24 protein-coding genes are annotated in these 24540 nt (G+C 72.3%); 18 read left to right on the top strand and 6 right to left on the bottom strand.

All coding sequences use genetic code 11. The annotated features are described in order from the left end of the window. The 10 genes from ADK55_RS26865 to ADK55_RS26820 all read left to right on the top strand — a co-directional run. Nucleotides 1-1163, top strand: a 1163-nt coding sequence (locus ADK55_RS26865) for an isochorismate synthase (RefSeq protein ID WP_053682398.1), incomplete at its 5' end; no start/stop codon positions are given. Next, nucleotides 1160-2806, top strand: a complete 1647-nt coding sequence (locus ADK55_RS26860) for a (2,3-dihydroxybenzoyl)adenylate synthase (RefSeq protein WP_053682388.1) — start codon at nt 1160-1162, stop codon at nt 2804-2806. The genes ADK55_RS26865 and ADK55_RS26860, both read left to right, overlap by 4 nt. A 47-nt stretch (nt 2807-2853) precedes the next feature. Further along, nucleotides 2854-3486, top strand: a complete 633-nt coding sequence (locus ADK55_RS26855; protein ID WP_053682387.1) for an isochorismatase family protein — start codon at nt 2854-2856, stop codon at nt 3484-3486. A gap of 158 nt (nt 3487-3644) precedes the next feature. Next, nucleotides 3645-4247: a 4'-phosphopantetheinyl transferase family protein gene (locus tag ADK55_RS26850; RefSeq protein WP_234350261.1), complete on the top strand. Its 603-nt coding sequence runs from the start codon at nt 3645-3647 to the stop codon at nt 4245-4247. Between the two features lie 133 nt (nt 4248-4380). Next, nucleotides 4381-4863, top strand: coding sequence for a DoxX family protein (locus tag ADK55_RS26845; protein WP_053682386.1), 483 nt, complete (start codon nt 4381-4383; stop codon nt 4861-4863). A 284-nt stretch (nt 4864-5147) separates the two neighbouring features. Next, complete coding sequence (locus ADK55_RS26840) at nt 5148-6197, top strand: FecCD family ABC transporter permease (protein WP_053682385.1); 1050 nt, start codon at nt 5148-5150, stop codon at nt 6195-6197. A gap of 11 nt (nt 6198-6208) precedes the next feature. Next, a complete protein-coding gene (locus tag ADK55_RS26835) occupies nt 6209-7414 on the top strand; it encodes a FecCD family ABC transporter permease (RefSeq protein ID WP_234350260.1) in 1206 nt (401 codons plus the stop codon). After that, a complete protein-coding gene (locus ADK55_RS26830) occupies nt 7411-8217 on the top strand; it encodes an ABC transporter ATP-binding protein (protein WP_053682384.1) in 807 nt (268 codons plus the stop codon). Before ADK55_RS26835 ends, ADK55_RS26830 begins: the two co-directional genes overlap by 4 nt. Before the next feature lie 14 nt (nt 8218-8231). Beyond that, nucleotides 8232-9269, top strand: coding sequence for an ABC transporter substrate-binding protein (locus ADK55_RS26825; RefSeq protein WP_053682383.1), 1038 nt, complete (start codon nt 8232-8234; stop codon nt 9267-9269). 88 nt (nt 9270-9357) lie between these two features. Continuing rightward, entirely contained in the window at nt 9358-11193 is a 1836-nt protein-coding gene (locus tag ADK55_RS26820; RefSeq protein WP_053682382.1) for a siderophore-interacting protein, read from the top strand. A 268-nt stretch (nt 11194-11461) separates the two neighbouring features. On the opposite strand, the gene ADK55_RS26815 is transcribed toward ADK55_RS26820, so the two are convergent. Both ADK55_RS26815 and ADK55_RS38795 read right to left on the bottom strand, forming a co-directional pair. Next, complete coding sequence (locus tag ADK55_RS26815; protein ID WP_053682381.1) at nt 11462-12478, bottom strand: cation diffusion facilitator family transporter; 1017 nt, start codon at nt 12476-12478, stop codon at nt 11462-11464. A 156-nt stretch (nt 12479-12634) separates the two neighbouring features. Then, nucleotides 12635-12808, bottom strand: coding sequence for a hypothetical protein (locus ADK55_RS38795; protein ID WP_159041558.1), 174 nt, complete (start codon nt 12806-12808; stop codon nt 12635-12637). 279 nt (nt 12809-13087) lie between these two features. Between ADK55_RS38795 and ADK55_RS26810 the strand changes: the two genes are divergently transcribed. Next, nucleotides 13088-15481, top strand: a complete 2394-nt coding sequence (locus ADK55_RS26810; protein ID WP_199826631.1) for an ATP-binding cassette domain-containing protein — start codon at nt 13088-13090, stop codon at nt 15479-15481. Between the two features lie 99 nt (nt 15482-15580). Continuing rightward, nucleotides 15581-16273, top strand: a complete 693-nt coding sequence (locus tag ADK55_RS26805; RefSeq protein ID WP_053682379.1) for an RraA family protein — start codon at nt 15581-15583, stop codon at nt 16271-16273. Nucleotides 16274-16379: 106 nt separating this feature from the next. On the opposite strand, the gene ADK55_RS26800 is transcribed toward ADK55_RS26805, so the two are convergent. Next, nucleotides 16380-17249: a DUF4394 domain-containing protein gene (locus ADK55_RS26800; protein WP_053682378.1), complete on the bottom strand. Its 870-nt coding sequence runs from the start codon at nt 17247-17249 to the stop codon at nt 16380-16382. A 336-nt stretch (nt 17250-17585) separates the two neighbouring features. On the opposite strand from ADK55_RS26800, the gene ADK55_RS26795 reads away from it, so the two are divergent. Beyond that, nucleotides 17586-18323, top strand: coding sequence for a VOC family protein (locus ADK55_RS26795; protein ID WP_053682377.1), 738 nt, complete (start codon nt 17586-17588; stop codon nt 18321-18323). Nucleotides 18324-18327: 4 nt separating this feature from the next. Here the strand turns inward: ADK55_RS26795 and ADK55_RS26790 are convergent, their stop codons facing one another. Beyond that, nucleotides 18328-19740, bottom strand: coding sequence for an NADP-dependent succinic semialdehyde dehydrogenase (locus ADK55_RS26790; RefSeq protein ID WP_053682376.1), 1413 nt, complete (start codon nt 19738-19740; stop codon nt 18328-18330). 179 nt (nt 19741-19919) lie between these two features. Here ADK55_RS26790 and ADK55_RS26785 point away from each other — a divergent pair, with 179 nt between their 5' ends. Continuing rightward, a complete protein-coding gene (locus ADK55_RS26785; protein ID WP_053682375.1) occupies nt 19920-21164 on the top strand; it encodes an FUSC family protein in 1245 nt (414 codons plus the stop codon). Here the strand turns inward: ADK55_RS26785 and ADK55_RS26780 are convergent. Beyond that, the gene (locus tag ADK55_RS26780) at nt 21149-21523 is read right to left on the bottom strand and encodes a hypothetical protein (RefSeq protein WP_053682374.1); all 375 of its coding nucleotides are present in this window, start codon (nt 21521-21523) and stop codon (nt 21149-21151) included. The two genes, ADK55_RS26785 and ADK55_RS26780, sit on opposite strands and share 16 nt — an antisense overlap. Nucleotides 21524-21721: 198 nt before the next feature. On the opposite strand from ADK55_RS26780, the gene ADK55_RS26775 reads away from it, so the two are divergent. Together ADK55_RS26775 and ADK55_RS26770 are read left to right on the top strand one after the other, a co-directional pair. Then, nucleotides 21722-22567 carry an alpha/beta fold hydrolase gene (locus ADK55_RS26775; RefSeq protein ID WP_199826630.1) on the top strand — a complete coding sequence of 282 codons (846 nt, stop codon included), beginning with the start codon at nt 21722-21724 and terminating at the stop codon, nt 22565-22567. A gap of 148 nt (nt 22568-22715) precedes the next feature. Further along, nucleotides 22716-23210, top strand: coding sequence for a heme-degrading domain-containing protein (locus tag ADK55_RS26770; protein ID WP_053682373.1), 495 nt, complete (start codon nt 22716-22718; stop codon nt 23208-23210). Between the two features lie 58 nt (nt 23211-23268). Here ADK55_RS26770 and ADK55_RS38790 read toward each other — a convergent pair whose 3' ends face one another. Further along, on the bottom strand, nt 23269-23439 hold the full coding sequence (locus ADK55_RS38790) for a hypothetical protein (protein WP_159041557.1): 171 nt from the start codon (nt 23437-23439) through the stop codon (nt 23269-23271). 188 nt (nt 23440-23627) lie between these two features. On the opposite strand from ADK55_RS38790, the gene ADK55_RS40545 reads away from it, so the two are divergent. After that, nucleotides 23628-23750 carry a hypothetical protein gene (locus ADK55_RS40545; protein WP_266973236.1) on the top strand — a complete coding sequence of 41 codons (123 nt, stop codon included), beginning with the start codon at nt 23628-23630 and terminating at the stop codon, nt 23748-23750. An 86-nt stretch (nt 23751-23836) separates the two neighbouring features. Next, complete coding sequence (locus tag ADK55_RS26765) at nt 23837-24520, top strand: DUF4230 domain-containing protein (protein WP_053682372.1); 684 nt, start codon at nt 23837-23839, stop codon at nt 24518-24520. Nucleotides 24521-24540 lie beyond the last annotated feature (20 nt).

Genomic DNA, 24540 nt, shown 5'->3' with positions numbered 1-24540 from the left:
CCCCCGCCCACCCCGCCGTGGGCGCCGCCACCGGCCTGCTCGACGCCTACCGCGCCGGCGACCGGTTCCTCGCGACACCGACCCGCACCCTGCTCGCCTCCGGCGTCAGGAAGGAACTGCGCTCCGACGCCTCCCGACTGCCGGGCGACGTGCGCGCCGCGCTGCTCGACGCGGCGCGGGCCGGGGACTCCGGGGCCGTGGTGATGGGAGCCGTCCCCTTCGACCCGCAGGCACCGGCCGCGCTGGTCGTCCCGCAGCGGGTGCGCAGCGGTCCCGCGCTGCGCACGGACCCCCTGGTCGCGCTGGAGGCGACCGCCCCGGCCGCCGCCGACTGGTCGGTGACCGAGGTCCCCGCGGCCGAGGTGTACGCCGAGGGCGTGGCCCGGGCGGTGGAGCGGATGGGGCGCGGCGAGTTCGACAAGGTCGTCCTCGCCCGTTCCCTCGAACTGGCCGCCGCCGGCGACCTGGACCTCCCGGCGATGCTCGGGCGCCTCGCCCGCCGCGACCCCGGCGGCTACACCTTCGCGCTGCCGACCGGCCCCGGACGCACCCTGCTGGGCGCCAGCCCGGAACTGCTGGTGTCGCGCCGGGGGGACCGTGTCGTCGCCAATCCGCTGGCCGGGTCCACCCCGCGCAGCGACGACCTCGCCGAGGACGTGCTCCGGGCCGCGACCCTCCTGCGGTCGGCGAAGGACCTGCACGAGCACGGTGTCGTCGTCGACGCCGTCGCCCGGGCCATGGCCCCGCACTGCGCGGACCTCGACGTCCCGGCGCGGCCCACGCTGATCCGTACCGCCACCATGTGGCACCTGTCGACCACCGTGTCCGGGCGGCCGGCCCGCCCCGACGTGACCGCGCTGGAGATCGCCTCGGCCCTCCACCCCACGCCCGCCGTCTGCGGCACGCCCACCGGGGTCGCGCGCGAGGTCATCCGCGAGACGGAGCCCTTCGATCGGGGCTTCTTCACGGGCATGGTCGGCTGGCAGGACGCGAGCGGGGACGGCGAATGGGTCGTCACCATCCGCTGCGCCGAGGCCGAGGGGCGGCACCTTCGGCTGTTCGCGGGCGCCGGGGTCGTCGAGGCCTCGGACCCCGCCTCGGAGACCGCGGAGACCGCGGCCAAGTTCCGCACCTTCCTCCAGGCCGTGGGGGCGGCGCTGTGACCGCCGCGGCACCCACCTGGCCCGCCGAGTTCGCAGAGCGCTACCGCGCGGCCGGCTGGTGGCGCGGGGAGACCTTCGGCGGCATGCTGCGCGAGCGCGCCGCCGCGCACCCCGACCGGATCGCGATCGTGGACCCGACCGGCGGCCCCGACGGCGGCCGTCGCACCTGGACGTACGGCGAACTCGACCTGCGGGCCGACCGGATGGCGGCCGGGCTGACCGCCCGGGGCATCGGCGCCGGGGACAAGGTCGTCGTCCAGCTCCCCAACGTGGCGGAGTTCTTCGAGGTCGTCTTCGCGCTCTTCCGGATCGGCGCGCTCCCGGTGTTCGCGCTGCCCGCGCACCGGCGGACCGAGATCGGCTACTTCTGCTCCTTCACCGGAGCGGCGGCGTACGTGATCCCGGCCACGCACGGCGGCTTCGACTACCGCGAACTCGCGGCGCAGGTACGCGAGGACGCCCCGGAGCTGCGGCACGTGTTCGTGACGGGCGGCGACCCGGGCGCCTTCACCGCCCTGTCCGAGGTACCCGTCGACCCGGACCCGGAGCCGCCGGTCCACGGCCGGCCGGCGCCCCGGGACCTGGCCTTCCTCCAACTGTCGGGCGGCAGCACGGGCGTTCCGAAGCTGATCCCGCGCACCCACGACGACTACCTGTACTCGGTACGCGGGTCCAACGAGCTGTGCGGGGTGACGGCGGACTCCGTGTACCTGGTCGCCCTGCCCGCGGCCCACAACTTCCCGCTGTCCTCGCCCGGTTCGATCGGTGCGCTGTACGCGGGCGCCCGGGTGGTGCTCAGCCCGCAGCCCGTCCCGGACGTCGCCTTCCCGCTGATCGAGTCGGAAGGGGTGACGATCACCGGTCTGGTGCCGCCGCTGGCCCTGTTGTGGACCGAGGCCGCGCCGCGCTCCCCGTACGACCTGAGCAGCCTGGACGTGTTGTTGGTGGGGGGCGCCAAGTTCAGCGAGGAGGCGGCCCGTCGGGTCGCGCCGGCGCTCGGCTGCACCCTTCAGCAGGTGTTCGGGATGGCGGAGGGGCTCGTCAACTACACCCGGTTGGACGATCCGTTGGAGACGATCGTCACCACCCAGGGCCGTCCCATCTCCCCGGACGACGAGATCCGCGTCGTCGACGACGAGGACCGGGAGGTACCGGCCGGCGCCACCGGTCATCTGCTGACCCGGGGCCCCTACACGATCCGCGGGTACTGGAACGCGCCCACGCACAACGCCCGTTCGTTCACGGCCGACGGCTTCTACCGCACCGGTGACATCGTCCGGGTCACCCCGACCGGCCACCTGGTCGTGGAGGGGCGCGCCAAGGACCAGATCAACCGCGGCGGCGAGAAGATCGCGGCCGAGGAGGTGGAGAACCACCTCCTCGCCCACCCGGCCGTGCACGACGCGAACGTGGTCGCGGAGCCCGACCCGTACCTGGGTGAGCGGACGCTCGCCTACGTGATCCTGCGGGCGGACGCCGAGCCCGTGACGGGCCCGGCCGTGAAGAAGTTCGTCCGCACCCGCGGTCTCGCGGCCTACAAGGTGCCCGATCGGGTCGAGTTCGTGACCGCCTTCCCCACCACCGGGGTCGGCAAGGTCTCCAAGAAGGACCTGCGCGCGGCGGCCGACCCCGGCGTCTCCTGACCCCCGCGTCCCGACCCCACCCCGAAACCCGCACCGAACGGAACACCATGGCCCTGCCCGCGATCGTCCCCTACGCGCTGCCCACCGCCGCCGACCTGCCCGCCAACCGGGTGGACTGGTCGATCGACCCGGACCGCGCGGTCCTGCTCGTCCACGACCTGCAGAACTACTTCCTGTCCTCGTTCGACACCACGAGCGAACCCGTCACCGGACTGCTCCGGCAGGTTTCCCGGCTGCGCGAGGAGGCGATCCGGGCCGACGTACCGATCTTCTACACGGCCCAGCAGGGTGGCCAGAGCGCCTCGGAGCGGGGCCTCCAGCAGGACTTCTGGGGGCCTGGTCTGCCCCTCGACCCGGAGGCGGAGGCCATCGCCTCGGCCGTGTCCCCCGGGCCCGGTGACACGGTGCTGACCAAGTGGAAGTACAGCGCGTTCGTCCGTACGGACCTGCTGGAGCGGCTGCGGGCGCTCGGTCGCGACCAGTTGGTCATCACCGGGGTGTACGCCCACATCGGCGTGTTGATGACGGCGTGCGACGCGTGGATGCAGGACGTGCAGGCCTTCGTGGTCGCGGACGCGGTGGCGGACTTCTCGGCGCAGGAGCACCGGATGGCACTCGAATGGGCCGCCGGGCGCTGCGCGTACGTCACCACGACCGACCGGGTCTGCGAGGCCTGGTGAGAACGGGGCCGGTCCGCCCGCGCCCGCTGCCGCACGCCTCGGCGGCACGGCGGCCGGGTGTCGCGGTCCGGCCGGCCCCGATGTCGCGCGTCCCGCCGGTCCGGCCGGTTCCGCTGCCGGTGACCCTGCCCGGTCAGGCCCGCGTGTGGGTGGCCTCGGTGAGCGAGAACGTCTGCGCCGCCGAGGCCCGCCGCCACGAGCTGGACCGTACGGAACAAGCCAGGGCGGCCCGGCTCCGTCGGGACGACGACGCCGACCGGTTCCTGGTCGCGCACGTGTGTCTGCGCGCGCTCCTCGGCGAGCGGCTCGGGGCGGCCCCGGGCCGGTTGCTGATCGAGCGGGAACCCTGCGCCGGTTGCGGCGGGCCGCACGGGCGCCCGTACCTGCCGGGTCGGCCGGTGCACTTCTCGCTCTCGCACGCCGGTGACCTGGTACTCGTCGCCCTGGCGCCGGTGCCGGTCGGGGTGGACGTGGAACCGGAGCGCGACGCCTCGCTGATCGGGGACACCGTCGACGCGCTGCACGACGTGGAGCGGGCCGAACTCCTCGGCCTGCCGGCGCGGGCACGCGGCGCGGCCTTCGCCCGGTGCTGGGCACGCAAGGAGGCGGCGTTGAAATCCACCGGCACGGGACTCGTGCGGGGTGCCTCCCAGCCGTATGTGGGTTCCGGCCTGGTCCCGGCTCAGCCGGACGGGCATCATGTGCTCGATCTTCCCGCGCCCCCCGGCCACGCTGCCGCCCTGGCGTTGCACCTCGGCTGAGAATCCGTCTCACGGACCGGGCAGGAACTTGCCAACTTAGGTAAGCCTTACTTACGTTGGCACTCATTGCGCACCGCAGCACACCCCCCGCACCGCCCCACTTCGGGACCCGTCCCCAACCGAAGGAGTCACCGTGAACGACCACCTCTCCACCGCCCGGCCATACGCGCTGGGCCTGTTCCGGATCGTCACCGGCCTGCTGTTCGCCTGCCACGGCGCCGCCTCGCTGTTCGGCGTGCTCGGTGGCGCCCACGGCGGCGGCACGGTGCCCGTCGGCACCTGGCCGGGCTGGTACGCGGCGGTGATCCAGTTGGTGGCCGGCACGCTGGTGCTGTTCGGGATCGGCACGCGCAGCGCCGCCTTCATCGCCTCGGGCTCGATGGCTTACGCCTACTTCACCTCCCACCAGCCGAACGCCCTCTGGCCGATCCAGAACAACGGCGAGTCCTCCGCGATGTTCTGCTGGGCCTTCCTGCTGCTGGTCTTCACCGGCCCGGGCGCCCTCGCCGTGGACCGACTGCTTCCCTCCCGGGCGACCGCCGGCGCGCCGCCCGCCTCCCCCGCGTCCGACAGCACGGGCGGCGAGGACCGGCACACCAGCCCCGCCACCGCCTGACCCCACCCGCCACCCCGCCGACTGTCCCACCCGTCGGCGGGGCGCGCACGACGAACGGGCCCACCCCGCGCAGGGGGTGGGCCCGTTCGTCGTGCGCGGTGTCGGCCGTCCCACCCAAGCGGGCACCGCACAAGGCCTTTTCGACCACAAGGGCACTCCGCGTCCCACCAGGAGCCAATCCTGACCCCTGATTGTGAGCGTTTTGGCCTCACGATTGGACCAGTCGCAGTTTGGTAAGCCTAACCTAAGTACCAGTTGCACGGATGAGGAGCACCGGAACACCCATGAGTCAATCGGCCCCGCCGGTGACAGCGCAGCTGCCGGCGCCCGCGAGAACCCGCTTCTCGCGCGGCACGGTGGTGACCCTCGTCGCCGGCCTGCTTCTGGCGACGGTGGTGATCGCGAGCGTCGGCTACGGCGCACGCGACATCTCGGCGCTGGAGACCGTCAAGATCCTGCTCCACCCCGGGGGCGGCGGATACAACCACGACGTCCTGTGGACGGAACGCATCCCCCGCACCCTGCTCGGTCTGGCCGTCGGCGCCTCGCTCGGCGCCTCCGGGCTCGTGATGCAGGCACTCACGATGAACCCGCTCTCCGATCCGGGCATCCTGGGCGTGGAGCAGGGCGCCGCGATGTTCGTGGTCCTCGGCATCCTCTTCCTCGACGTCAACGACGCGAGCGGCTTCTTCTGGCTGGCGCTCGTCGGCTCGGCGGTCTCCGCGGCCCTCGTCTACCTGATCGGTACGCGAACCAACGCGGGCAGCACCACCCTCGGGCTGGTGCTGGCCGGCGTCGCCATCGCCGCCGTACTGGCCTCCATCGTCACCCTCCTCGTCGTCCGCGACGAGGCCGTGTACTCCTCCCTGCGCTTCTGGTCGGTCGGCCAACTCAGCGGTCGCTCCCAGGTCCTGGGCGAGATCGCACCGTTCGCCGTCATCGGCCTGCTGCTCGCACTGCCGCTCGGCCGCACCCTCAACGCCCTCAGCCTCGGCGAGGAGACGGCCCGGGGCCTCGGTGTGCGTGTCCAGCGTGCCCAGTTGGCCGGCGCGGCGGTGGCCGTCCTGCTCTGCGCCTCGGCGACGGCGGCCGTCGGACCCGTGGCCTTCGTGGGACTGGTCGCCGCGCACGTCGCGCGGATGCTGGTCGGCGCGGACCACCGCTGGTCGCTGCCGCTGTCGATGCTCTGCGGGGCCGTGCTGCTGGTCGGCGCCGACACCGTGGGCCGGCTGGTCCTCGATCACGGTGAGATCCAGGTGTCGGTGATGACGGCCGTGGTCGGCACCCCGTTCTTCGTGTGGCTGGCCCGCCGACGCGACCTGGTCCGGATGTGAAGGACGTGCCCGTGCCCCGACAACAAGCCGCCCCGACCCGGGCCGCGGTGACCGCGTCGACACCCGACACCGAGACCGCCGACACCAAGGCCGCCGGCGCCGAAGCCCCCGACCCCAAGGCCGCCGACGCGCGGCCCGAGAGTCCGGCCGGCCGGCCGGACGAGGCCCCCGGCGCGTCGTCGGTCGCCGCCACCGCCGCGCTGCTGCGCCGTGCCCACCGCGCCGCCCGCCGGCGCACGGCCCTCCTGGTCGCCGTGCTCGTCACGGTCCTGATCGGGCTGCTGCTGGCCTCCGTCCTGCTCGGCGGGTTGCGCAACATCCCGGCGGCCGACGTGCTGCCCGCCGCGTTCGGTCAACGCACCGGCCTCGCCGACTACGTGATCCACCGCATCCGGATGCCGCGCGCGCTGGCGGCCCTGCTGGCCGGCGCCCTGTTCGGGCTCTCCGGCGCGCTCTACCAGCGGCTCATCCGCAACCCGCTCGCCACCCCGGACATCGTCGGCATCTCCGCCGGCGCGGGAGCCGGGGCCGTCACGGTCCTGATCCTCGCACCCGGGATCCCCTACGGGGTGGAGGGCGCGGCGCTCGCCGGGTCCTTCCTCCTCGTCGGCGCCGTGCTGTTGCTCAGCCGGCGCGGCGGCCGGGTGGACACCTTCCGGCTGGTGCTGATCGGCATCGGCATGGCGGCGGTGTGCACCGCGTACGTCAACTACCTGTTCTCCATGGCCGGTCAGCACAGCATCGCCCAGGTGACGCGCTGGCTCGTCGGCAGCGTCAGCGGAGTCACCTGGGACGGGGTCACCACCCTCGCGGTCGCCTTCGCCGTGTGCGCCCTGTGCGCCGCGCCGCTGGGTCGGGCCCTGGGCGCCATGTCGCTGGGCGACCAGTTGGCGGCCGGACTCGGTGCCCGGGTGTCGGCGGCCAGAACGGCGGCCCTGCTGCTCGGTGCGGCGGCGGCCGCCATGGCCACCAGCGTGACCGGGCCCATCGGTTTCGTCTCGCTGGTGAGCGGTCCCATCGCCGTGCGCCTGGTCGGCGCGGATCGGGCGCTGCTGCTCGCCGCCCCCATCGGCGCGGTGATCGTCCTCGGGTCCGACGTGCTGGCCCAGCACGGTCCGCTGATCAGCCCGGTGCCCACCGGCGTCCTCACCGCCCTGATCGGCGCCCCCTACTTCGTCTGGCTGATTCTCCGCCGCAGGCAAGGAGCAAGTTCATGAGTTCCACGGCGCCCCCCGGGTTGGCCGCCCGGTCCATCACCACCGGGTACGACCGCACACCGGTCATCGAGAACCTCAGCCTGGACATCGAGCCCGGCAAGATCACCGTGCTGGTCGGCCCCAACGCCTGCGGCAAGTCCACCCTGTTGAAGTCCATGGCCCGCCTGCTGCCGGTCGCCGCGGGCTCGGTCCTGCTCGACGGCAACGACATCCACGCCCTGCCGACCCGCGAGGTGGCCCGCCGGCTCGGCATCCTGCCGCAGTCCCCGATCGCCCCCGAGAGCATCACCGTGGGCGACCTGGTCTGGCGCGGCCGCCACCCGCACCACCGGTTCGGGCAGCGCCGCACGGCCGCCGACGACGAGGTCATCGCCCGGTCGTTGACGGCCACCGGCACGGCCGAGCTGATCTCCCGGCCGGTGGACCAGCTCTCGGGCGGTCAGCGCCAACGGGTGTGGATCGCGCTGGCGTTGGCCCAGGAGACCCCCACCCTGCTGCTGGACGAGCCCACCACCTATCTCGACATCGCGCACCAGATCGAGGTCATGGACCTGCTCGCGGATCTCAACGAGCAGAGCGACAAGACCATCGTCCTGGTGTCCCACGACCTGAACCAGGCCGCCCTGTACGCCTCGACCATCGTCGCCATGCGCGACGGCCGGATCGTGTGCCAGGGCGCGCCCGAAGAGGTCCTCACCGAGCGGACGGTCGCCGAGGTCTTCGGTCTCGACTGTCTGGTCGTTCCCCATCCCCGTTCCGGCCGGCCCCAGATCTTCCCCCTGGGCCGACACACCACCTCATAGGAGAACCAGTCCCCGTGTCCTTCCTCGACAGACACCGCACCCTGGCCGCCCTGACGGCCACCGCCGCCGGCCTCGGCCTGCTCACCGCCTGTGGTGGCGGCTCCTCCGACAAGGCGGACAAGCCGGCCGCCGCCTCGGCCGACGCCGCGAAGGGCGCCTTCCCGGTCTCCCTCAAGAACGCCTGGGGCAACACCGAGGTCAAGAAGAAGCCCCTCAAGGTGGCCACCGTCTCCGACGGCGACACCGACATCGCGCTGGCCCTCGGCATCGTCCCGGTGATCACCCCGGACGTGGAGGACGGCGGGAAGGTCCCCGAGTACAAGCAGCGGGCCATCGACAAGCTCGGCGCCGGCAAGCTCAAGACGTACGACGACACGGACGGCACCGCCTACGAGGCCATCGCGGCCGAGGCCCCCGACGTCATCCTCGGCGTGAACACGTGGGAGATGGACAAGGACTACGCGAAGCTGTCCCCCATCGCCCCGGTCGTCACCTACACCGACAAGGCGCAGGCCGACACCCTGACCTGGCAGGAGCGGTTGAAGACCGCCGCCAAGGCGCTGGGCCTGGAGGCGAAGGCCGACGAGGTCATCGCGGCCAACGAGAAGGCCACCGCCGACGCGGCCGCCGCGCACCCGGAGTTCAAGGGCAAGACGTACACGTACACCGTCGTCCACCCCGAGCAGATCAGCTTCATGTCGTACCAGGCGCAGGACCCGGGCGTCTTCGAGAAGCTCGGTTTCGCCAAGACCGACAAGGCCAAGAACTACGCCCCCGACAAGAACGCCGTCAGCCTGGAGAACCTCGACCAGCTCGACGCCGACGTCCTCCTCGTCACCTACCCCTTCGGTGACCGCGGCGTGATCAGCCCCAAGGAGCTGGAGGGCAACAAGCTCTTCCAGTCGCTGAACTCCGTGAAGGGCAAGCACTTCGCGGTCATCCCGTCGGACAACAACCTGGCCTCGTCCATCGCCTACCCGGACGCGCTGAACGCGCCCTGGGCGGTCGAGCAGCTGACGCCGCTCCTCGCCAAGGCCGTCGCCGGCCAGTAGGCGACACCCGAACAGGTCGACCCGCCGCCTCCCCCGGGCGGCGGGCCGACCGGCCCGACCCCGATCACACATCTGAGGAGTTCTCCCCATGTCCAGCCGCAACCCCCGCCCGGTCGTCACCTTCCCCATCGTGCTCAGGGAGCTGACCGTGCTGCGTGTCGCGGACGTGACCCCGGGCATGCGGCGGGTGACGCTGGGCGGGCCCCAGCTGGCCGCCTTCCGGAAGAACGGCCTGGAGTTGCCGGCGCTGCGCACCGAGGGCTTCGACGACCACGTGAAGTTCTTCTTCGCCGAGGAGGAGGGCGGGGACCCGGTGCTGCCGGGCCAGAACGTCTCCAGTCTGGACTGGCCCGCCGACGCGAGGCCGCTCACCAAGGACTACACCCCGGTGCGTTTCGACCCCGATGCCGGGGAGATCGACTTCGACTTCGTGAACCACGCGGGCGGCGTCGCCTCGTCGTGGGCGCAGGCGGCGAAGCCCGGCGACGTCACCTGGATCGCCGGCCCGAAGATGTCGCACGGTCATCCGGAGGGCGCCGACTGGCTGTTGGCGATCGGTGACGAGACGGCCCTGCCCGCCATCGCCCGGTGGCTGGAGGAGATGCCGGAGGGCACCCGCGCCCGGGTGTTCGTCGAGGTCGGCGAGGACAGTCACCGCCAAGAACTGCCGACCCGTGCCGACGCCGAGATCACCTGGCTGGTGCGCGGGGGTGCGCCCGCCGGGAGTACCGACCTGCTGGAGCAGGCGGTACGGGGCATGGAGTGGCTGCCGGGCACGCCGTTCGTGTGGGCGGCCGGCGAGGCCGTGACCCTGAAGGGCATCCGCCGCCACCTCGCGGTGGACCGGCAGGTGCCGCGGGAGCGGACCCACATCACCGGGTACTGGAGGCGCACCGAACCGGCCGTCGTCGCCGGCCAGGAGGCGCGGGACGAGGACGACGCGCACGACCGCCTGCACGAACTGACCGACCTGGCACCGGGCCTCGCCATCCGGGCGGCGGTGACGCTCGGCCTGGTGGACCTGGTCTACCAGGGGGTCCGGACGCCGGACGCCCTGGCCGCGCGCACGTCCGCGCAGCCGCGCACGCTGGCCGCCCTGCTGACCTACCTGGTCTCGTTGGACGTGTTCGCCCTCGACTCCGAGGGGTACCGACTGACGCCGATCGGCGAGGAACTCGTCGAGGACGACCACTCGTTGGCCGAGTACGATCTGCGCGGCGCGCAGGCCGCCCTCGACCTGTCGCTGTCGGGTCTCGCCGAGACCCTGTGGAGCGGCAAGGCCGGCTACCGCACCCTGTCCGGCCTGCCGCTGGCCGAGGCGATGGTCAACGACGAGCGCCTCGGCGGCTCGGCCCGCGAGGCGGTCGAGGACGAGGCGCTGTGGATCGCGCCCGGTGTCGCCGGCGGGTACGACTGGTCCTCGGTCGGATCGGTGACCGCCGCCGGGCACGGCGCGGGGGCCGTGGTCAACACGCTGCTCAAGGTGTTCCCCGAACTGCGGGCCCGGATCGCCGCGCAGCCGTCGGCGCTGCGGGTGGTGCGGGAGCAGGTGCTGGACGCCGACGTGCTGCCCCGGGTGGACCTGCTCGCCCGCTCCGGACCGGTGCCCCCCGGTGACGGCACGGTACTGCTGTGCCGGCTGCTGGAGCTGCTGCCCGACGAGGACGCCGTGCTCACCCTGGCGGAGACCGCGGCCGCGCTTCCCGACGGGGGCGCGCTGCTGCTGGTGGAGCAGGTCGAGGGGCCGGACGCCGATGACGTCGAGGCGGCGCTGAACCAGTTGCGGCTGGCGTCGGCGTTCGGCTCGGGGGTGCGCTCGGAAGCCGCGTTCGCGGAACTCGTCGCGCGCGCCGGACTGTCGGTCCGCGACCTCGCGGACATCGGCTGGGACCACCGCCTGTGGGTGCTGACCCGGCAGGGCTGATCCCGTGATCGACCAGGGCCTGATCCGAAGGTCAGGCCCTAGTCGCGCAGGAAGAGGTCGGCGCTCTCCACCCGTGCCCAGCGGCGCGGTGGGGAGGGTGGGCGCGGGATCTCCCGGCCCTGTTCGCGCCACTGGCGCACGACGGCGTCGTAGATGGGGGTCCCCGAGGGGCGGGGGTGCTCGCCGGTTCGGGGGCTGAGGCCCGGCCAGGGTGCCGGAACGGTTCTTCTCGTGTCGTTCACGACGTGCCCAACGACGGGAGGCCGCTTCAGGCAACCCTCGGCCGCGCCCCGACCGGCGTGTGGTCGGTGTGGACGGTCGCGGCGATCAGTCGCGGAACGGCGTGCACCAGGGCGTGCTCGGCGGCTTCGGCCAGTTCGTGGGCCTGTACCACCGTCAGGTGCGCGTCGACGACGATGTCGGCCTCGGCGCGCAGGGCGTGGCCGATCCAGCGCATTCGGACCTGCCCGACACCCCGCACGCCGCCGACCGAGCGCAGGGCGTTCTCCGCACTCTCCACCAGTGCCGGGTCGACGCTGTCCATGAGCCGCCGGAACACCTCCCGGGCGGCGCCGAGCAGCACGTACAGGATCGCGACGGTGATCAGCAGCCCGATCACGGGGTCGGCGGCCTTCCACCCGGCGGCGGAGCCGGCCGCGCCGAGGAGGACCGCGAGGGAGGTGAAGCCGTCGGTACGGGCGTGCAGGCCGTCGGCGACGAGGGCGGCGGAGCCGATCCTGCGGCCGGTACGGATGCGTTGGCGGGCGACCCATTCGTTGCCGGCGAACCCGACGAGCGCGGCGGCGGCCACCGCCCACAGGTGGGTGACGTCGCGGGGGTGCAGCAGCCGGTCGACGGCCGCCCACGCGGCCAGTGCCGCGGACGCGGCGATGGTCGCCACGATGAGCATCCCGGCCAGGTCCTCGGCCCGGCCGTAGCCGTAGGTGTAGCGCCGGTTCGCGGCGCGCCTGCCGAGCAGGAACGCGATGCCGAGCGGGACGGCGGTCAAGGCGTCGGTGGCGTTGTGGACGGTGTCGCCGAGCAGGGCCACCGATCCCGACAGGGCCACGATCACGGCCTGGACGACGGTGGTCGCCGCGAGGACGAGCAGGGAGAGCCACAGCGTGCGCATGCCGTCGCGCGAGGTCTCCATGGCCGGATCGATCCTGTCGGCCGCCTCGTGGCCGTGCGGGCGGATCAGGTGCGCCAGGCGCCGGCCGAAGCCCGAGCCCTCGTGGTGGTGGTGGTCCTGACGGTGAGCGTGTACGTGTCGATTCCCCTCCATGACCCCACGGTGGCACATCGCACGCATTGCGGCTACAGCCGTCATACGCCCGGTGACCAGGTGCGATTCACTCGCATGTGCGGCCCCGGAGCAGCCGCCGACCGGCGCGGTCCCCGGGCCCGCGCGAACCCGCCGGCGGACCGACGACGGCGACGGTCAGGACGGTTCCTCCGCGAGGATCCGATCCGCCGCGTAGTGCGGGCACCGCTCCGCGTGCCAGGTCACCGTCAGGAAGTCCGGGCCCGCCGCGATCGTCCGTGCCACACCGTCGACCGGCCCGGCCCCGCAGTATCCGCACACGAGTGTTCTCGGAACCGGCAGCTCCACCATGACCGTTTCCTCCCGCCGAGCCAGCACGCATCCGAAGCATCCACATCTATCAAACCCACACACGATCCGGTCGGGTACCGACGGGTAGTGGCCGACTTCCGTACACATCGGGCTGAGGAGCCGACGGGCCGCGTGCCCGCGCGCGCGATCAGGACCCGCGCGACCGATCAGGATCGGAGAAGCGAAACCCGCCCCGCCCGCCGTAGCGTGAAGTCCACGGGCATCGAGCCCCGCGGGCAGGGAACGAGGCGCCCGGCCCCGATCGACGGATGGAGCGCGATAAGCATGGCCAAGAGGACGGGGACGCGGTCGTCCGCGCCGCACGACGCCGACAGCCACGACCTGATCAGCGTGCACGGCGCGCGCGTGAACAACCTGAAGGACGTCAGCGTCCAGATCCCCAAGCGGCGGCTGACGGTGTTCACGGGCGTCTCCGGCTCGGGCAAGAGCTCGCTGGTGTTCGGCACGATCGCGGCGGAGTCGCAGCGGCTGATCAACGAGACGTACAGCGCCTTCGTCCAGGGCTTCATGCCGACGCCGGCGCGGCCCGAGGTCGACGTACTGGACGGCCTGACGACCGCGATCATCGTGGACCAGCAGCGGTTGGGTGCCGACCCCCGCTCCACGGTCGGCACCGTCACCGACGCCAACGCGATGCTGCGCATCCTGTTCAGCCGCCTCGGAAAGCCGTACGTCGGCGGGCCCGGCGCCTTCGCCTTCAACGTCCCCTCGGTCCGGGCGAGCGGGGGGATCACGGTCGAGCGCGGCGCCGCCACCAGGACGGTGAAGGCGACCTTCAGCCGCACGGGCGGCATGTGCGTGCGCTGCGAGGGCCGGGGCAGCGTCTCCGACATCGACCTCGCCCAGCTCTACGACGACTCCAAGTCGATCTCCGAGGGGGCGTTCACCATCCCCGGCTGGAAGTCGGACAGCTGGTGGACCGTGCGGCTCTACGCCGAGTCGGGCTTCCTCGACCCGGACAAGCCGATCCGCAAGTACACCAAGAAGGAGATGCAGGACTTCCTCTACCGGGAGCCGACCAAGGTGAAGGTCGAGGGCGTGAACCTCACCTACGAGGGGCTCATCCCCAAGATCCAGAAGTCGTTCCTGTCCAAGGACAAGGAGGCGATGCAGCCGCACATCCGGGCGTTCGTGGAGCGGGCGGTCACCTTCACCACCTGTCCCGAATGCGACGGTACAAGGCTCAGCGCGGAGGCCCGCTCCTCGCGCATCGACAAGCTCAACATCGCCGAGGCCTGCGCGATGCAGATCAGCGACCTGGCGGGATGGGTGGGCGGCCTCGACGAGCCGTCGGTGGCGCCGCTGCTCTCGACCCTGCGCGGGACCCTGGACTCGTTCGTGGAGATCGGGCTCGGTTACCTCTCGCTCGACCGCCCGTCGGGCACGCTGTCGGGCGGCGAGGCGCAGCGCGTCAAGATGGTCCGCCATCTCGGCTCCTCGCTCACCGATGTCACCTATGTCTTCGACGAGCCCACGACGGGCCTGCACCCCCATGACATCCAGCGGATGAACGACCTGCTGCTGCGGCTGCGGAACAAGGGCAACACGGTGCTGGTCGTCGAGCACAAGCCGGAGACCATCGTGATCGCCGACCACGTCGTGGACCTCGGTCCCGGCGCGGGCGCGGCGGGCGGCACGGTCTGCTTCGAGGGCAGCGTCGAGGAGCTGCGGACCGCGGGCACGGTCACCGGCCGCCACTTCGACGACCGGGCCGCCGTCAAGGACGAGGTACGGACGCCCACCGGCACGCTGGAGATCCGCGGCGCGACGACGCACAACCTGCGCGACGTCGACGTCGACATCCCGCTCGGGGTGCTGACCGTCGTCACCGGCGTGGCCGGCTCCGGGAAGAGCTCGCTCGTGCACGGGTCGATCCCCGCCGGCGAGGGCGTGGTGTCGATCGACCAGGGCGCGATCCGCGGTTCGCGCCGGAGCAACCCGGCCACGTACACCGGCCTGCTCGACCCGATCCGCAAGGCGTTCGCCAAGGCCAACGGCGTGAAGCCGGCGCTGTTCAGCGCCAACTCGGAGGGTGCCTGCCCGAACTGCAACGGCGCCGGGGTCGTCTACACCGACCTGGCGATGATGGCGGGCGTGGCCATCGTCTGTGACGAGTGCGAGGGGAAGCGGTTCCAGGCGGCGGTCCTGGAGCATCACCTCGGCGGCCGCGACATCAGCGAGGTGCTGGCGATGTCGGTGACCGATGCGGAGGAGTTCTTCGGGGCCGGGGAGGCGCACACGCCGGCGGCGCACCGGATCCTCGGACGTCTCGCCGACGTCGGGCTGGGCTACCTCAGCCTCGGTCAGCCGCTGACCACGCTGTCGGGCGGCGAGCGGCAGCGGCTCAAGCTGGCGACCCACATGGCCGACAAGGGTGGGATCTACGTGCTGGACGAGCCGACCGCCGGTCTGCACCTGGCGGACGTAGAGCAGTTGCTCGGTCTCCTCGACCGGCTCGTCGACTCCGGCAAGTCGGTGATCGTGGTCGAGCACCACCAGGCGGTCATGGCGCACGCCGACTGGATCGTGGACCTGGGCCCCGGCGCCGGCCACGACGGCGGCCGGATCGTGTTCGAGGGCACGCCCGCCGATCTGATCGCCGGCCGATCGACGCTCACCGGCGAGCACCTGGCGGCGTACGTCGGCGCCTGACGGGGACGCGCGGACACGGCGCGGCGGGCCGGAGGGGGTGGCAGGGCACGATGAGGGCGGTACGCGATCGAACCCGTTCTTTCGAGAAGGAGAGAGGGCATGCTGCAAGCCTTCGCCGACCTGTCCACCCCGCTCCTGGCCGATGCCTGTGTCCGTACGAACACGCCGCTGCGCGTCGCACCGCCCGGCATCGGCGCGGTCGTACGGGGGCACCGGGTGGCGGGGCCGGTGCTGCCGGTGCGTCACTACGGGAGCGTGGACGTGTTCCTGGAGGCCTTCGGTCGGGCCGAGGAGGGCGACGTCCTGGTGATCGACAACGGCGGACGTTCGGACGAGGCGTGCGTGGGTGACCTGGCGGTGCTGGAGGCCGCGGCGGCCGGGGTGACGGGTCTGGTGGTGTGGGGACTGCACCGCGACACCGCGGAGCTGGCCGAGATCGGTCTGCCCGTGTTCAGCTACGGCGCCTACCCGCCCGGACCCGTACGGCTGGACGAACGGGAGGCCGACGCCCTGGTCACCGCCCGGTTCGGGGCGCACCTCGTGGACGGCCGGGACTTCGTCTTCGGTGACGTCGACGGCGTGCTGTTCGTCGCCGCGGAGCACGTCGAGAGGGTGCTGACGGCGGCCGGGCGGATCGCCGGGACGGAGCGGGAGCAGGCGCACCGGATCCGATCGGGCGAGACGTTGCGCCGGCAGACGGCCTTCGAGGACTACCTGGTCCTGCGGGACGCGGATCCCTCGTACAGCTTCCGGCGGCACCTGCGGCGCATCGGCGGTGCCATCGAGGAGTAGGACGCGCACGTGTCGGGGCCTTCCCCCTCGCCGGTGGGGGGCCGCCGCCCGCGCGGCGGCCGTTCGGTGGGCCGGTCCCCGCCCGAACGGCCCACCGCGCGGTGGATCAGTTCTGGCCCAGCGGCAGGGCCAGGTCGGTGACCTGCTGCTTGGCGGGGAAGGCGCCGAGGTCGCGGGCCGCTCCGGTCAGTACGTCGATCTGGTGGAGGCGGGAGCCGCGGCCGGTGTCGAGGGTCGCGAATCCCTGGTTGGTGCCGTGCTTGGGCGAGAAGTGGATGTCGAATCCGGCGTCGGGTCCGGCGTTCACACCGAGGTTCCCGGTGGGTGCGAGGGTGCCGACGTTGGCGGGTGACTGGAGCGAGACCCGGTCGGCCGTGGTGTCGAGGTCGAAGAGGGCGGTCGCCGTGGCAGCGTTCAGGTCGTTGTTGGTGTAGGCGGCGCCGGTGACGCCCATGGCGGTGGACGGCGGGGTGGTGGGGTTGGTGAGGGTCCCGTCGACCGTGGTGCCCAGCGGGGCGGCGGCGTCGTCGAGGTTGTGGCGCAGGTTCTGACCGGTGTTGCCGATCACCCGCAGACGGTTCGCGGCGGGGTTGAAGTCCACCCCGAACCGCGTCCCCGACAGGCCCACGGTGAGCTGGGAGACCTTCGTCGCCCTGGCGTTGCCGGTGTTCAGGGTGTAGATGCCGCCCTTGTCGCCGACTCCGTAGAGCTTCTCGTTCTGGACCCGGAAGTCGATGCCCACGAGCCTGGTGTCGCCGCGGAGCCCGGACACCCTGCCGATGCCGGTGGGCTTGGCGGGCGAGTCCACGGTGAACTCCACCAGCCGCTGATCGGAGGTCAGACCGATCGCGGTCAGTGCCCGGTGTCCCGCTCGGTCCATGGCGTGGTCGCCGCCGTCGGCGGAGGCCAGAACGGGCGCCGACACGGCCGCCGCCAGGACGACGGACGCGGCGATGACGATCTTGCGAGTACGCATGTCGCTCTCCAGGATCAGGGTTCGGAGTCAAGGGGTGCCCGCCCGGATGTCGAGCGGGTCGAGTCTGTTTCGACGGCCGGGACCGCACGGACGGGTCGGTGTCCGCGATCCCACCCCAATGGCGGCACCGGACGTCCGGCCGCCTCCTTCCCGCCGGCGGAACTCCCCGCGGCGCGGGGTTCCGACCGGGCGTCGTCCACCGTTCCGCGCGGCCGTGTCTCGCGGCCTGGCGTCGACGCCGGGGCTACGGTGGGCGCCGGGTGAGCGTCAGAGAGGTCGGTGCCGGTGTCGACGTCAAGCCATGAGGTGTTCGGTGCGCCGTGTTGGGTGAGCCTGATGACCCGCGATCTGGAGAACGCGCAGGCGTTCTACGGGGCCGTGCTCGGGTGGACCTTCCGCCCGACCCGGCTCGGCGAGGGTTTCTCGGTGGCGATGCGTGACGGGGTACCGATCGCGGGCATCGGGGCGCTCGCCGGCCGGCTGGGCGTCCCGGTCGCCTGGACGCCGTACTTCGCCGTCGACGACGCCGACGTCACCTCGGCGCGGGTCCGCGAACGGGGCGCCACCATGGCCGTGGGCCCGCTGACCTTCGGCACCGGGCGCGCCGCGCTCGCCGCGGATCCGGATGGGGCGGTCTTCGGTTTCTGGCAGGGCGAGGTCATCCCGGACTGGACGGCACACCGCCACCGCGCCGCCGCGTCGCTCGAACTGCGCACGCGCGACGCGTTCGCCGCCGCCGTGTTCTACGGGGACGTCCTGGACTGGGCGTGCGAGCGCCCGGGGTGCTGTGACGTCTCGTACGAGCACGATCACGTGGTGATCCGACGCGGTCACGACACCGTCGCCCGGATCAGCGGCGGGGCCGTGGAGGAGGCGCCGGATCCGCAGATCCGCCCGCGCTGGCACATCCACTTCGACGTGCCCGACCTGGAGGCGGCCGTGGACACCGCCGTCCGGCTCGGCGGCCGGACCGCCTCCCCGGTCCGGACGACGGGCGACAGCCGCCGGGTCGCGCTCGGGGACCCGGACGGCGCCCTGTTCACGATCGTCACGCCGCTGGGCGCGTCCGGTTGAGCGGCTACGCGGGCTTGGCGCCCGGTTCGGCCGCGTGCCACACCGTCGTGGTGTTGCAGAACTCGCGGATCCCGTGGCCCGAGAGTTCCCGGCCGTAGCCGGAGCGCTTCACTCCGCCGAACGGCAGTGCGGGGTGGGAAGCGGTCATGCCGTTGAAGAAGACACCGCCGGCCTCGACGTCACGTACGAAGCGTCGCTGTTCGGCCTCGTCCCGGGTCCACACGTTCGAGCTCAGGCCGAAGGGCGTGTCGTTGGCCACGTCCACCGCCTCGTCCAGGTCGCGGACCCGGTACACGGTGGCCACCGGGCCGAAGGCCTCCTCGTGGTGGATGCGCATCTCGGGGGTGATCCCGGTGAGGACCGTCGGCTCGTAGAACCAGCCCTTCGGGAACGCCTCGGGCCTGCTCCCGCCGCACAGGGCCCGGGCTCCTCGGCGCACCGCGTCGTCCACGAGTCCTTCGACGTCGTCGCGGCCCTGCTCGGTGGCGAGCGGGCCGACGTCGGTGGATTCCGCCATCGGGTCGCCGACGGTCAGTTCGGCCATGCGGGCGGTGAAGAGGCGGGTGAACTCGTCGTGGACGTCGGTGTGCACGATGAAGCGCTTGGCCGCGATGCAGGACTGGCCGTTGTTCTGCACCCGGGCCGTCACCGCGACACGCGCGGCGCGTTCGACGTCGGCCGACGGCATCACCACGAAGGGGTCGCTGCCGCCGAGCTCCAGGACGGTCTTCTTGACCTCGTCGCCGGCGATGGCGGCGACCGCGCGGCCCGCCGGCTCGCTCCCCGTCAGGGTCGCCGCGGCCACCCTGGGGTCGCGCAGGATCCGCTCGACCGCGCCGGAGGAGACGAGCAACGTCTGGAAGGCTCCGGCGGGGAATCCGGCGCGCCGGAAGAGGTCGCCCAGGTACAGCGCGGTCTGGGGCACGTTCGACGCGTGCTTGAGCAGACCCACGTTGCCGGCCATGAGCGCGGGTGCCGCGAAGCGGACGACCTGCCAGAGGGGGAAGTTCCACGGCATCACGGCCAGGACGACTCCCAGCGGCCGGTAGTGGACCCGGGCGCGAGCGGCCCCGGAGTCCGCCACCTCCTCCTCGGCCGGGAACTCGTCGGCCAACAGGCCCTCGGCGTTGCGCGCGTACCACCGCATGGCCTTGGCGCACTTCGCCGCTTCGGCGCGGGCCGCCGCGATCGGTTTGCCCATCTCGGTCGTCATCGTGCGGGCGATGTCGTCCTGGTCCTCGTCCAGGAGGTCCGCCGCGCGGTCGAGGAGCCGGGCGCGCTCGGCGAACTCCGTGATCCGAAACGTCCGGAACGTCTCGGCGGCGAGCGTCAGCCGTTGTTCGATCTCGTCTTCCGTCAGTTCGTCGAACGTGCGGAGCGTCTCGCCGTTCACGGGGTTGATCGTCGCAATGGCCACGTGGGGCTCTCCTCTTCCTTGGTGCACCGGTCTCCGATGATGCAATCGCGGGTGGGCGGTGGGCCGGAAGCGCGCCGGACCTCGACGCGCGCCGTTCCGCCCCGTTCGCGTGTGCCCCGCGTGGGCCGAGTGATCGGTGCGCTTGTTGATCACGCCGAGGACTGGGCAGGGGCGGGCTTATGACACTGGCAATCACACCTCTCCGTCGGCTCGCCCACCGGTACCGGGAACCCGCGGTCGTCCAGGCGATCCGTTCGACAGCGGCTGCCGTCGTCTCGTACGTCGTCGCCCTGGCGGTGAGCGACGAACCGGCACCCCTGACCGCGCCGCTCACCGCCCTGCTCGTCGTCCAGGTCACGCTCTACACCACGCTCACCACCGGAATCCGGAGGGTGAACTCCGTCGTCGCCGGCGTGCTGATCGCGATCGGCTTCAGCGCCCTGGTCGGACTGACCTGGTGGAGTCTCGGTCTGATCATCCTGGCCTCGCTCGTCATCGGCCGCGTGGTGCGGGCCGGCGAGTTCGTCCCGGAGGTCGCGATCAGCGCGATGCTGGTGCTCGGCGTCACGAGGGTCGCCGACACCGCCTGGGACCGTGTCCTGGAGACGCTGATCGGCGCGGCGGTCGGCCTCCTCTTCAACGTGCTGTTCGTGCCGCCCGTGTGGATCCGTCCCGCCTCCGATGCGATCACCGGTCTCGCGGCGGGCATGAGCACCCTGCTGACGCACATCTGCGCGGAACTCGGCGGTCCCACCACGGTGGAGAAGGCCGCCGCCCGGCTGCACGAGGCACGACGTCTCGACAACGACATCGCGCTGGTCGACGCCGCGCTCCGACAGGCCGAGGACAGCCTGCGACTGAATCCGAGGGTGCGCGAGGGGCTCCTCTTCCGGCTGGTGCTGCGCACGGGGCTCGACACCCTGGAGATCTGCGCGGTGGTGCTGCGGGTGTCCTGCCGGACCTTGACCGATCTCGCCAGGACCCGGCCGGCGGACACCCTCTTCCCGCCGCTCGTCACCCAGGCCCTACAGGAGTTGTACGGCCATCTGGCCATCGCGATGGAGAGCTTCGCCGAGCTGATCACCGCTCAGGTCAGCGCGAACGCCGAGGAGGCCGAGGGCCGGCTGACCCGGGAGCTGGAGATCGCCCGGATGAGCCGCGACCGGCTCGCCGTGCTGTTGCTGGAGCGGGTCCGCGCCGAGCCCGGGATGTGGCAGTTGTACGGGGCGCTGCTGGCCGAAGCGGACCGCGTACTCGACGAACTCGGCGTGGACAAGCGCTCCCAGCGCCTGATGGAGGAACTCGACCAGCACTCCCGTCTAAGGCTCGAACGGTATCCGCGATGGCACCGTCTGACGCGCCGGGTGCGCTCCCTCCGGTCGGGCCGGGGCCGCGCCCGGGACCGCGATCAGGTCTCGGAGTAGCTGAAGTCCCCCATCGTCCAGGCGCTGACGTCCTTGATCGCGATCCGGTACATCCCTCCGGTCTCGGGGATGCCCATGGTCCCCTGGAGGATCCTGGCCACGTGGAAGTGCAGGTAAGAGGGCGACTCCTGGCGTGGGGAGTCGTCGGCCGTCTCGGCGTCCGCGAACAGCGGCGCGAACGGACTGAGCCGGTCGGAATCGATCAGGACCTCGGCCACGCGCCGGCGCCACACGCTCTCGGGAGCGAGGCGGCCCGTGACCACGGCGCCGTGAACCAGGACGGTCAGTGACATCTGGTTGGTCTGCTCCGATTCCACCGCGGCGGCGATGGCGACGAGCAAGACGTCAGGCTTCGACATGAGCACCGATCCTACAAGGCGCCGGTCCCCCCGGCCGGCGTGTCCGCGCTGCGCCGGTCCCCGCGTCCGCACATCGCGCGGCGGATCGCCGCACGGCCGCGCGGCGAGCGGCGGGGCGTGCGGCGGTCGCGGGGCCGGTACCTTGACGCCACCGGGGCGGCCACGACCCGACCCGTCCGCACCTCGGAGGGACCCCTGATGAACGAGAGCGATCTGCGGACGGCCGACGGGCGCGTCCTGCACGTCCACGACAACGGACCCGGGCGGTCCGCCGACGGTCCCGTCGTGTTCTGGCACCACGGCACGCCGAACATCGGGGCGCCGCCCGCGCCGCTCTTCCCCGCCGCCGCCCGACTGGGCATCCGGTGGGTGTCCCACGACCGCCCCGGCTACGGCGGCTCGTCCCCCTGCCCGGGGCGGACCGTGGCGTCCGCGGCGGCGGACGTGCGGGCCGTCGCGGACGCGTTGGGCATCGACCGGTTCGCGGTCATGGGCCATTCGGGGGGCGGGCCGCACGCGCTGGCCTGCGGTGCGCTGCTCCCGGACCGGGTCCTCGCCGTGGTGAGCGTGGCGGGGTTGGCGCCCTTCGACGCCGAGGACCTCGACTGGTTCGCCGGCATGAACCCCTCCGGCGCGGCGTCCCTGCGTGCCGCCGCGCGTGGGCGCGGGGCGAAGGAGCACCACGAGGCCGGTGCCGTGTTCGATCCGGAGATGTTCACGCCGGCCGATCATGCGGCGCTGGCCGGTCCCTGGTCCTGGTTCGCCGATGTCGTCGGCCCGGCCGTGGAATCCGGTCCCGGTGGTCTGATCGACGACGATCTCGCCTACGTCACACCCTGGGGCTTTCGTCCCACCCTGATCACGGCGCCCACGCTCCTCCTGCACGGCGCCCGGGACCGGGTCGTACCGAGCGCGCACGGTCGATGGCTCGCCGACCACATCCCCGGGGCGGAACTGCGGATGAGCCCGGACGACGGTCACATCTCGGTGTTGGGTGCGGGCGAGAGCGCCCTGGAGTGGCTGGCGACGCATCGGGGTGTGTGAGCCGGGCCGCGACACGCCCCGCACCGACCTGCCCGTTTGCACTTCGGCAACAGTGTTGCCAAAGTGGCGGCATGATTGCCTCGACCGCTGACCCCACCCCCCTCGGCAAGGCCGTCGGCTCTGCCGCCGCACGGACGGAGGTGACGCCGTGAGCGCCCCCGCCCCCGACGTGGCCGAGCTGGAGGCCCAGGAGGCCCGGCTCACGCTGCCCCGCTTCACCCACGAGGACGCCTGGGAACTGGGTTCGCTGCTCGTCACCCTCGCCCGCGAGCGGTCGGCCCCCGTCGCCATCGACATCCGACGCGGCGCCCAGCAGCTCTTCCACTGCGCGCTCCCGGGGTCGAGCGCGGACAACGACGCCTGGATCGAACGCAAGCGTCGTGTCGTCGAACGCTACGGCGTCTCTTCCCTGTTGACCGGGACCCGCTTCCGGGCCCGCGGCAAGGACTTCGACGCGGACGGACGCCTGGACCCGGACCTGTACGCCGCACACGGGGGTTCGTTCCCGATCGCCGTCGAGGGCGCGGGGGTCATCGGCGCGGTGACGGTGTCGGGGCTGCCGCAACTCGATGACCACGCGCTCGTGGTCGAGGCGTTGGAACGCTTCCGTGACCGCCCCCGGGGCGAACGCGCGGCCCGCTGATCGTCGACCCGGCCGAGCCGGGCGGAGTGCCCTCGCCGGAGGGGCACTCCGCCCGGCGTCAGTGGGCGCTGCGGCGGTGGCCGCCACGCTGCGGGGGAATCGTCCGCAGCCGGCGCGACTGGACGCCACGTCGGGGCGCGTTCGACCGGACGGGAGCCGCGGGGGCTGCCACGAGAAGAGCGATCAGGGCTCCGACCGCGACGAGAATCACCACGATGGACATCGACATGCTCGTTCCTTTCGTCGGGCGCTGACAACTTGCCACTACCTAGTGTTACCTGAAGCACGATCATCAAACACGGCGAGTGACATTCGTCGGGGCGTGGAGGTCGCGCCGAACGACTCGCACGACGCTCCGCGGGCAACGTGGCGCACATCCGGGCGCGTCGATCCCTCCGGGGCGGGCAGACGCGGGAGATGACATCGAATCAGCTGCTCGCGTTCGCCCCCTCCCCCACCCCCGGGCCCGCCTGGCTGCATCTCCTCGTAATGGCCTTCGCTCTGTTCGTCCTCCTGCGAACCCTGACCAAGCACCGCTGAACTCCCTTGTCCGGGCCTCTGGTTGAACCCGGCCGCGGTCCGCACGACACCCGGTGAGACGGCCGTTTTCGGGGCATCCGCAGGGCATGGACAACTCATCGCTCGACTCGGAGCGGCAGGACCGCCCAAGACGCCCGCACCGTCCGGCCCGTTGGGGACGGATCGTCGGCGCACTGGCCGCGCTCGCCCTGCTGTTCGCGCTCGTCAGCCGGTTCGACCTGATACCCGGCTTCGGTGATCTCTTCGGCGAGAAGACGCGGGACCGGACCGGTCCCATGCTCCTCAAGTCGATTCGGGACATGCATCGTTACGAGGGCGCGGCGGGCAACTTCCAGGTCGTGGTGGACCTGGAGAAGGACGCGAAGTTCCTCCCCGACTCGATCCGCGGCACCCGCACCCTGTACGTCGGAGCGGGCACCGTCAGCGGCTACGTGGACCTCGGTCGGCTCGACGAGCGGAGCGTCACGGTGAACGAGGACCGCACGAAGGCCACGCTCCGCCTGCCCCACGCCGTCCTGGGCCCGGCAGCCCTCGACCTGGACCGCTCGTACGCCGTGTCCCAGCAACGGGGGCTCCTGGACCGACTCGGGGACCTGTTCTCCGACAACCCGGCCGGAGCACAGGGCGTACAGCGCCTCGCCGCCCAACACATCACCGAGGCGGCGCGCGACAGCGGACTCGTCGAGCGCACCGAGAAGAACACCAGTGCCATGCTGGAGGGGCTTCTGCGCTCCCTGGGATTCAAGGAAGTGACGGTCGGCTACGCGTGACGCGCGCCGCCCCGCGAGGG

The sequence above is a fragment of the Streptomyces sp. WM4235 genome (assembly GCF_001279725.1).
GTDB lineage: Bacteria > Actinomycetota > Actinomycetes > Streptomycetales > Streptomycetaceae > Streptomyces.
The sequence above is the reverse complement of the archived record's forward strand: the minus strand, read 5'-3'. Positions and strand labels throughout refer to the sequence as shown.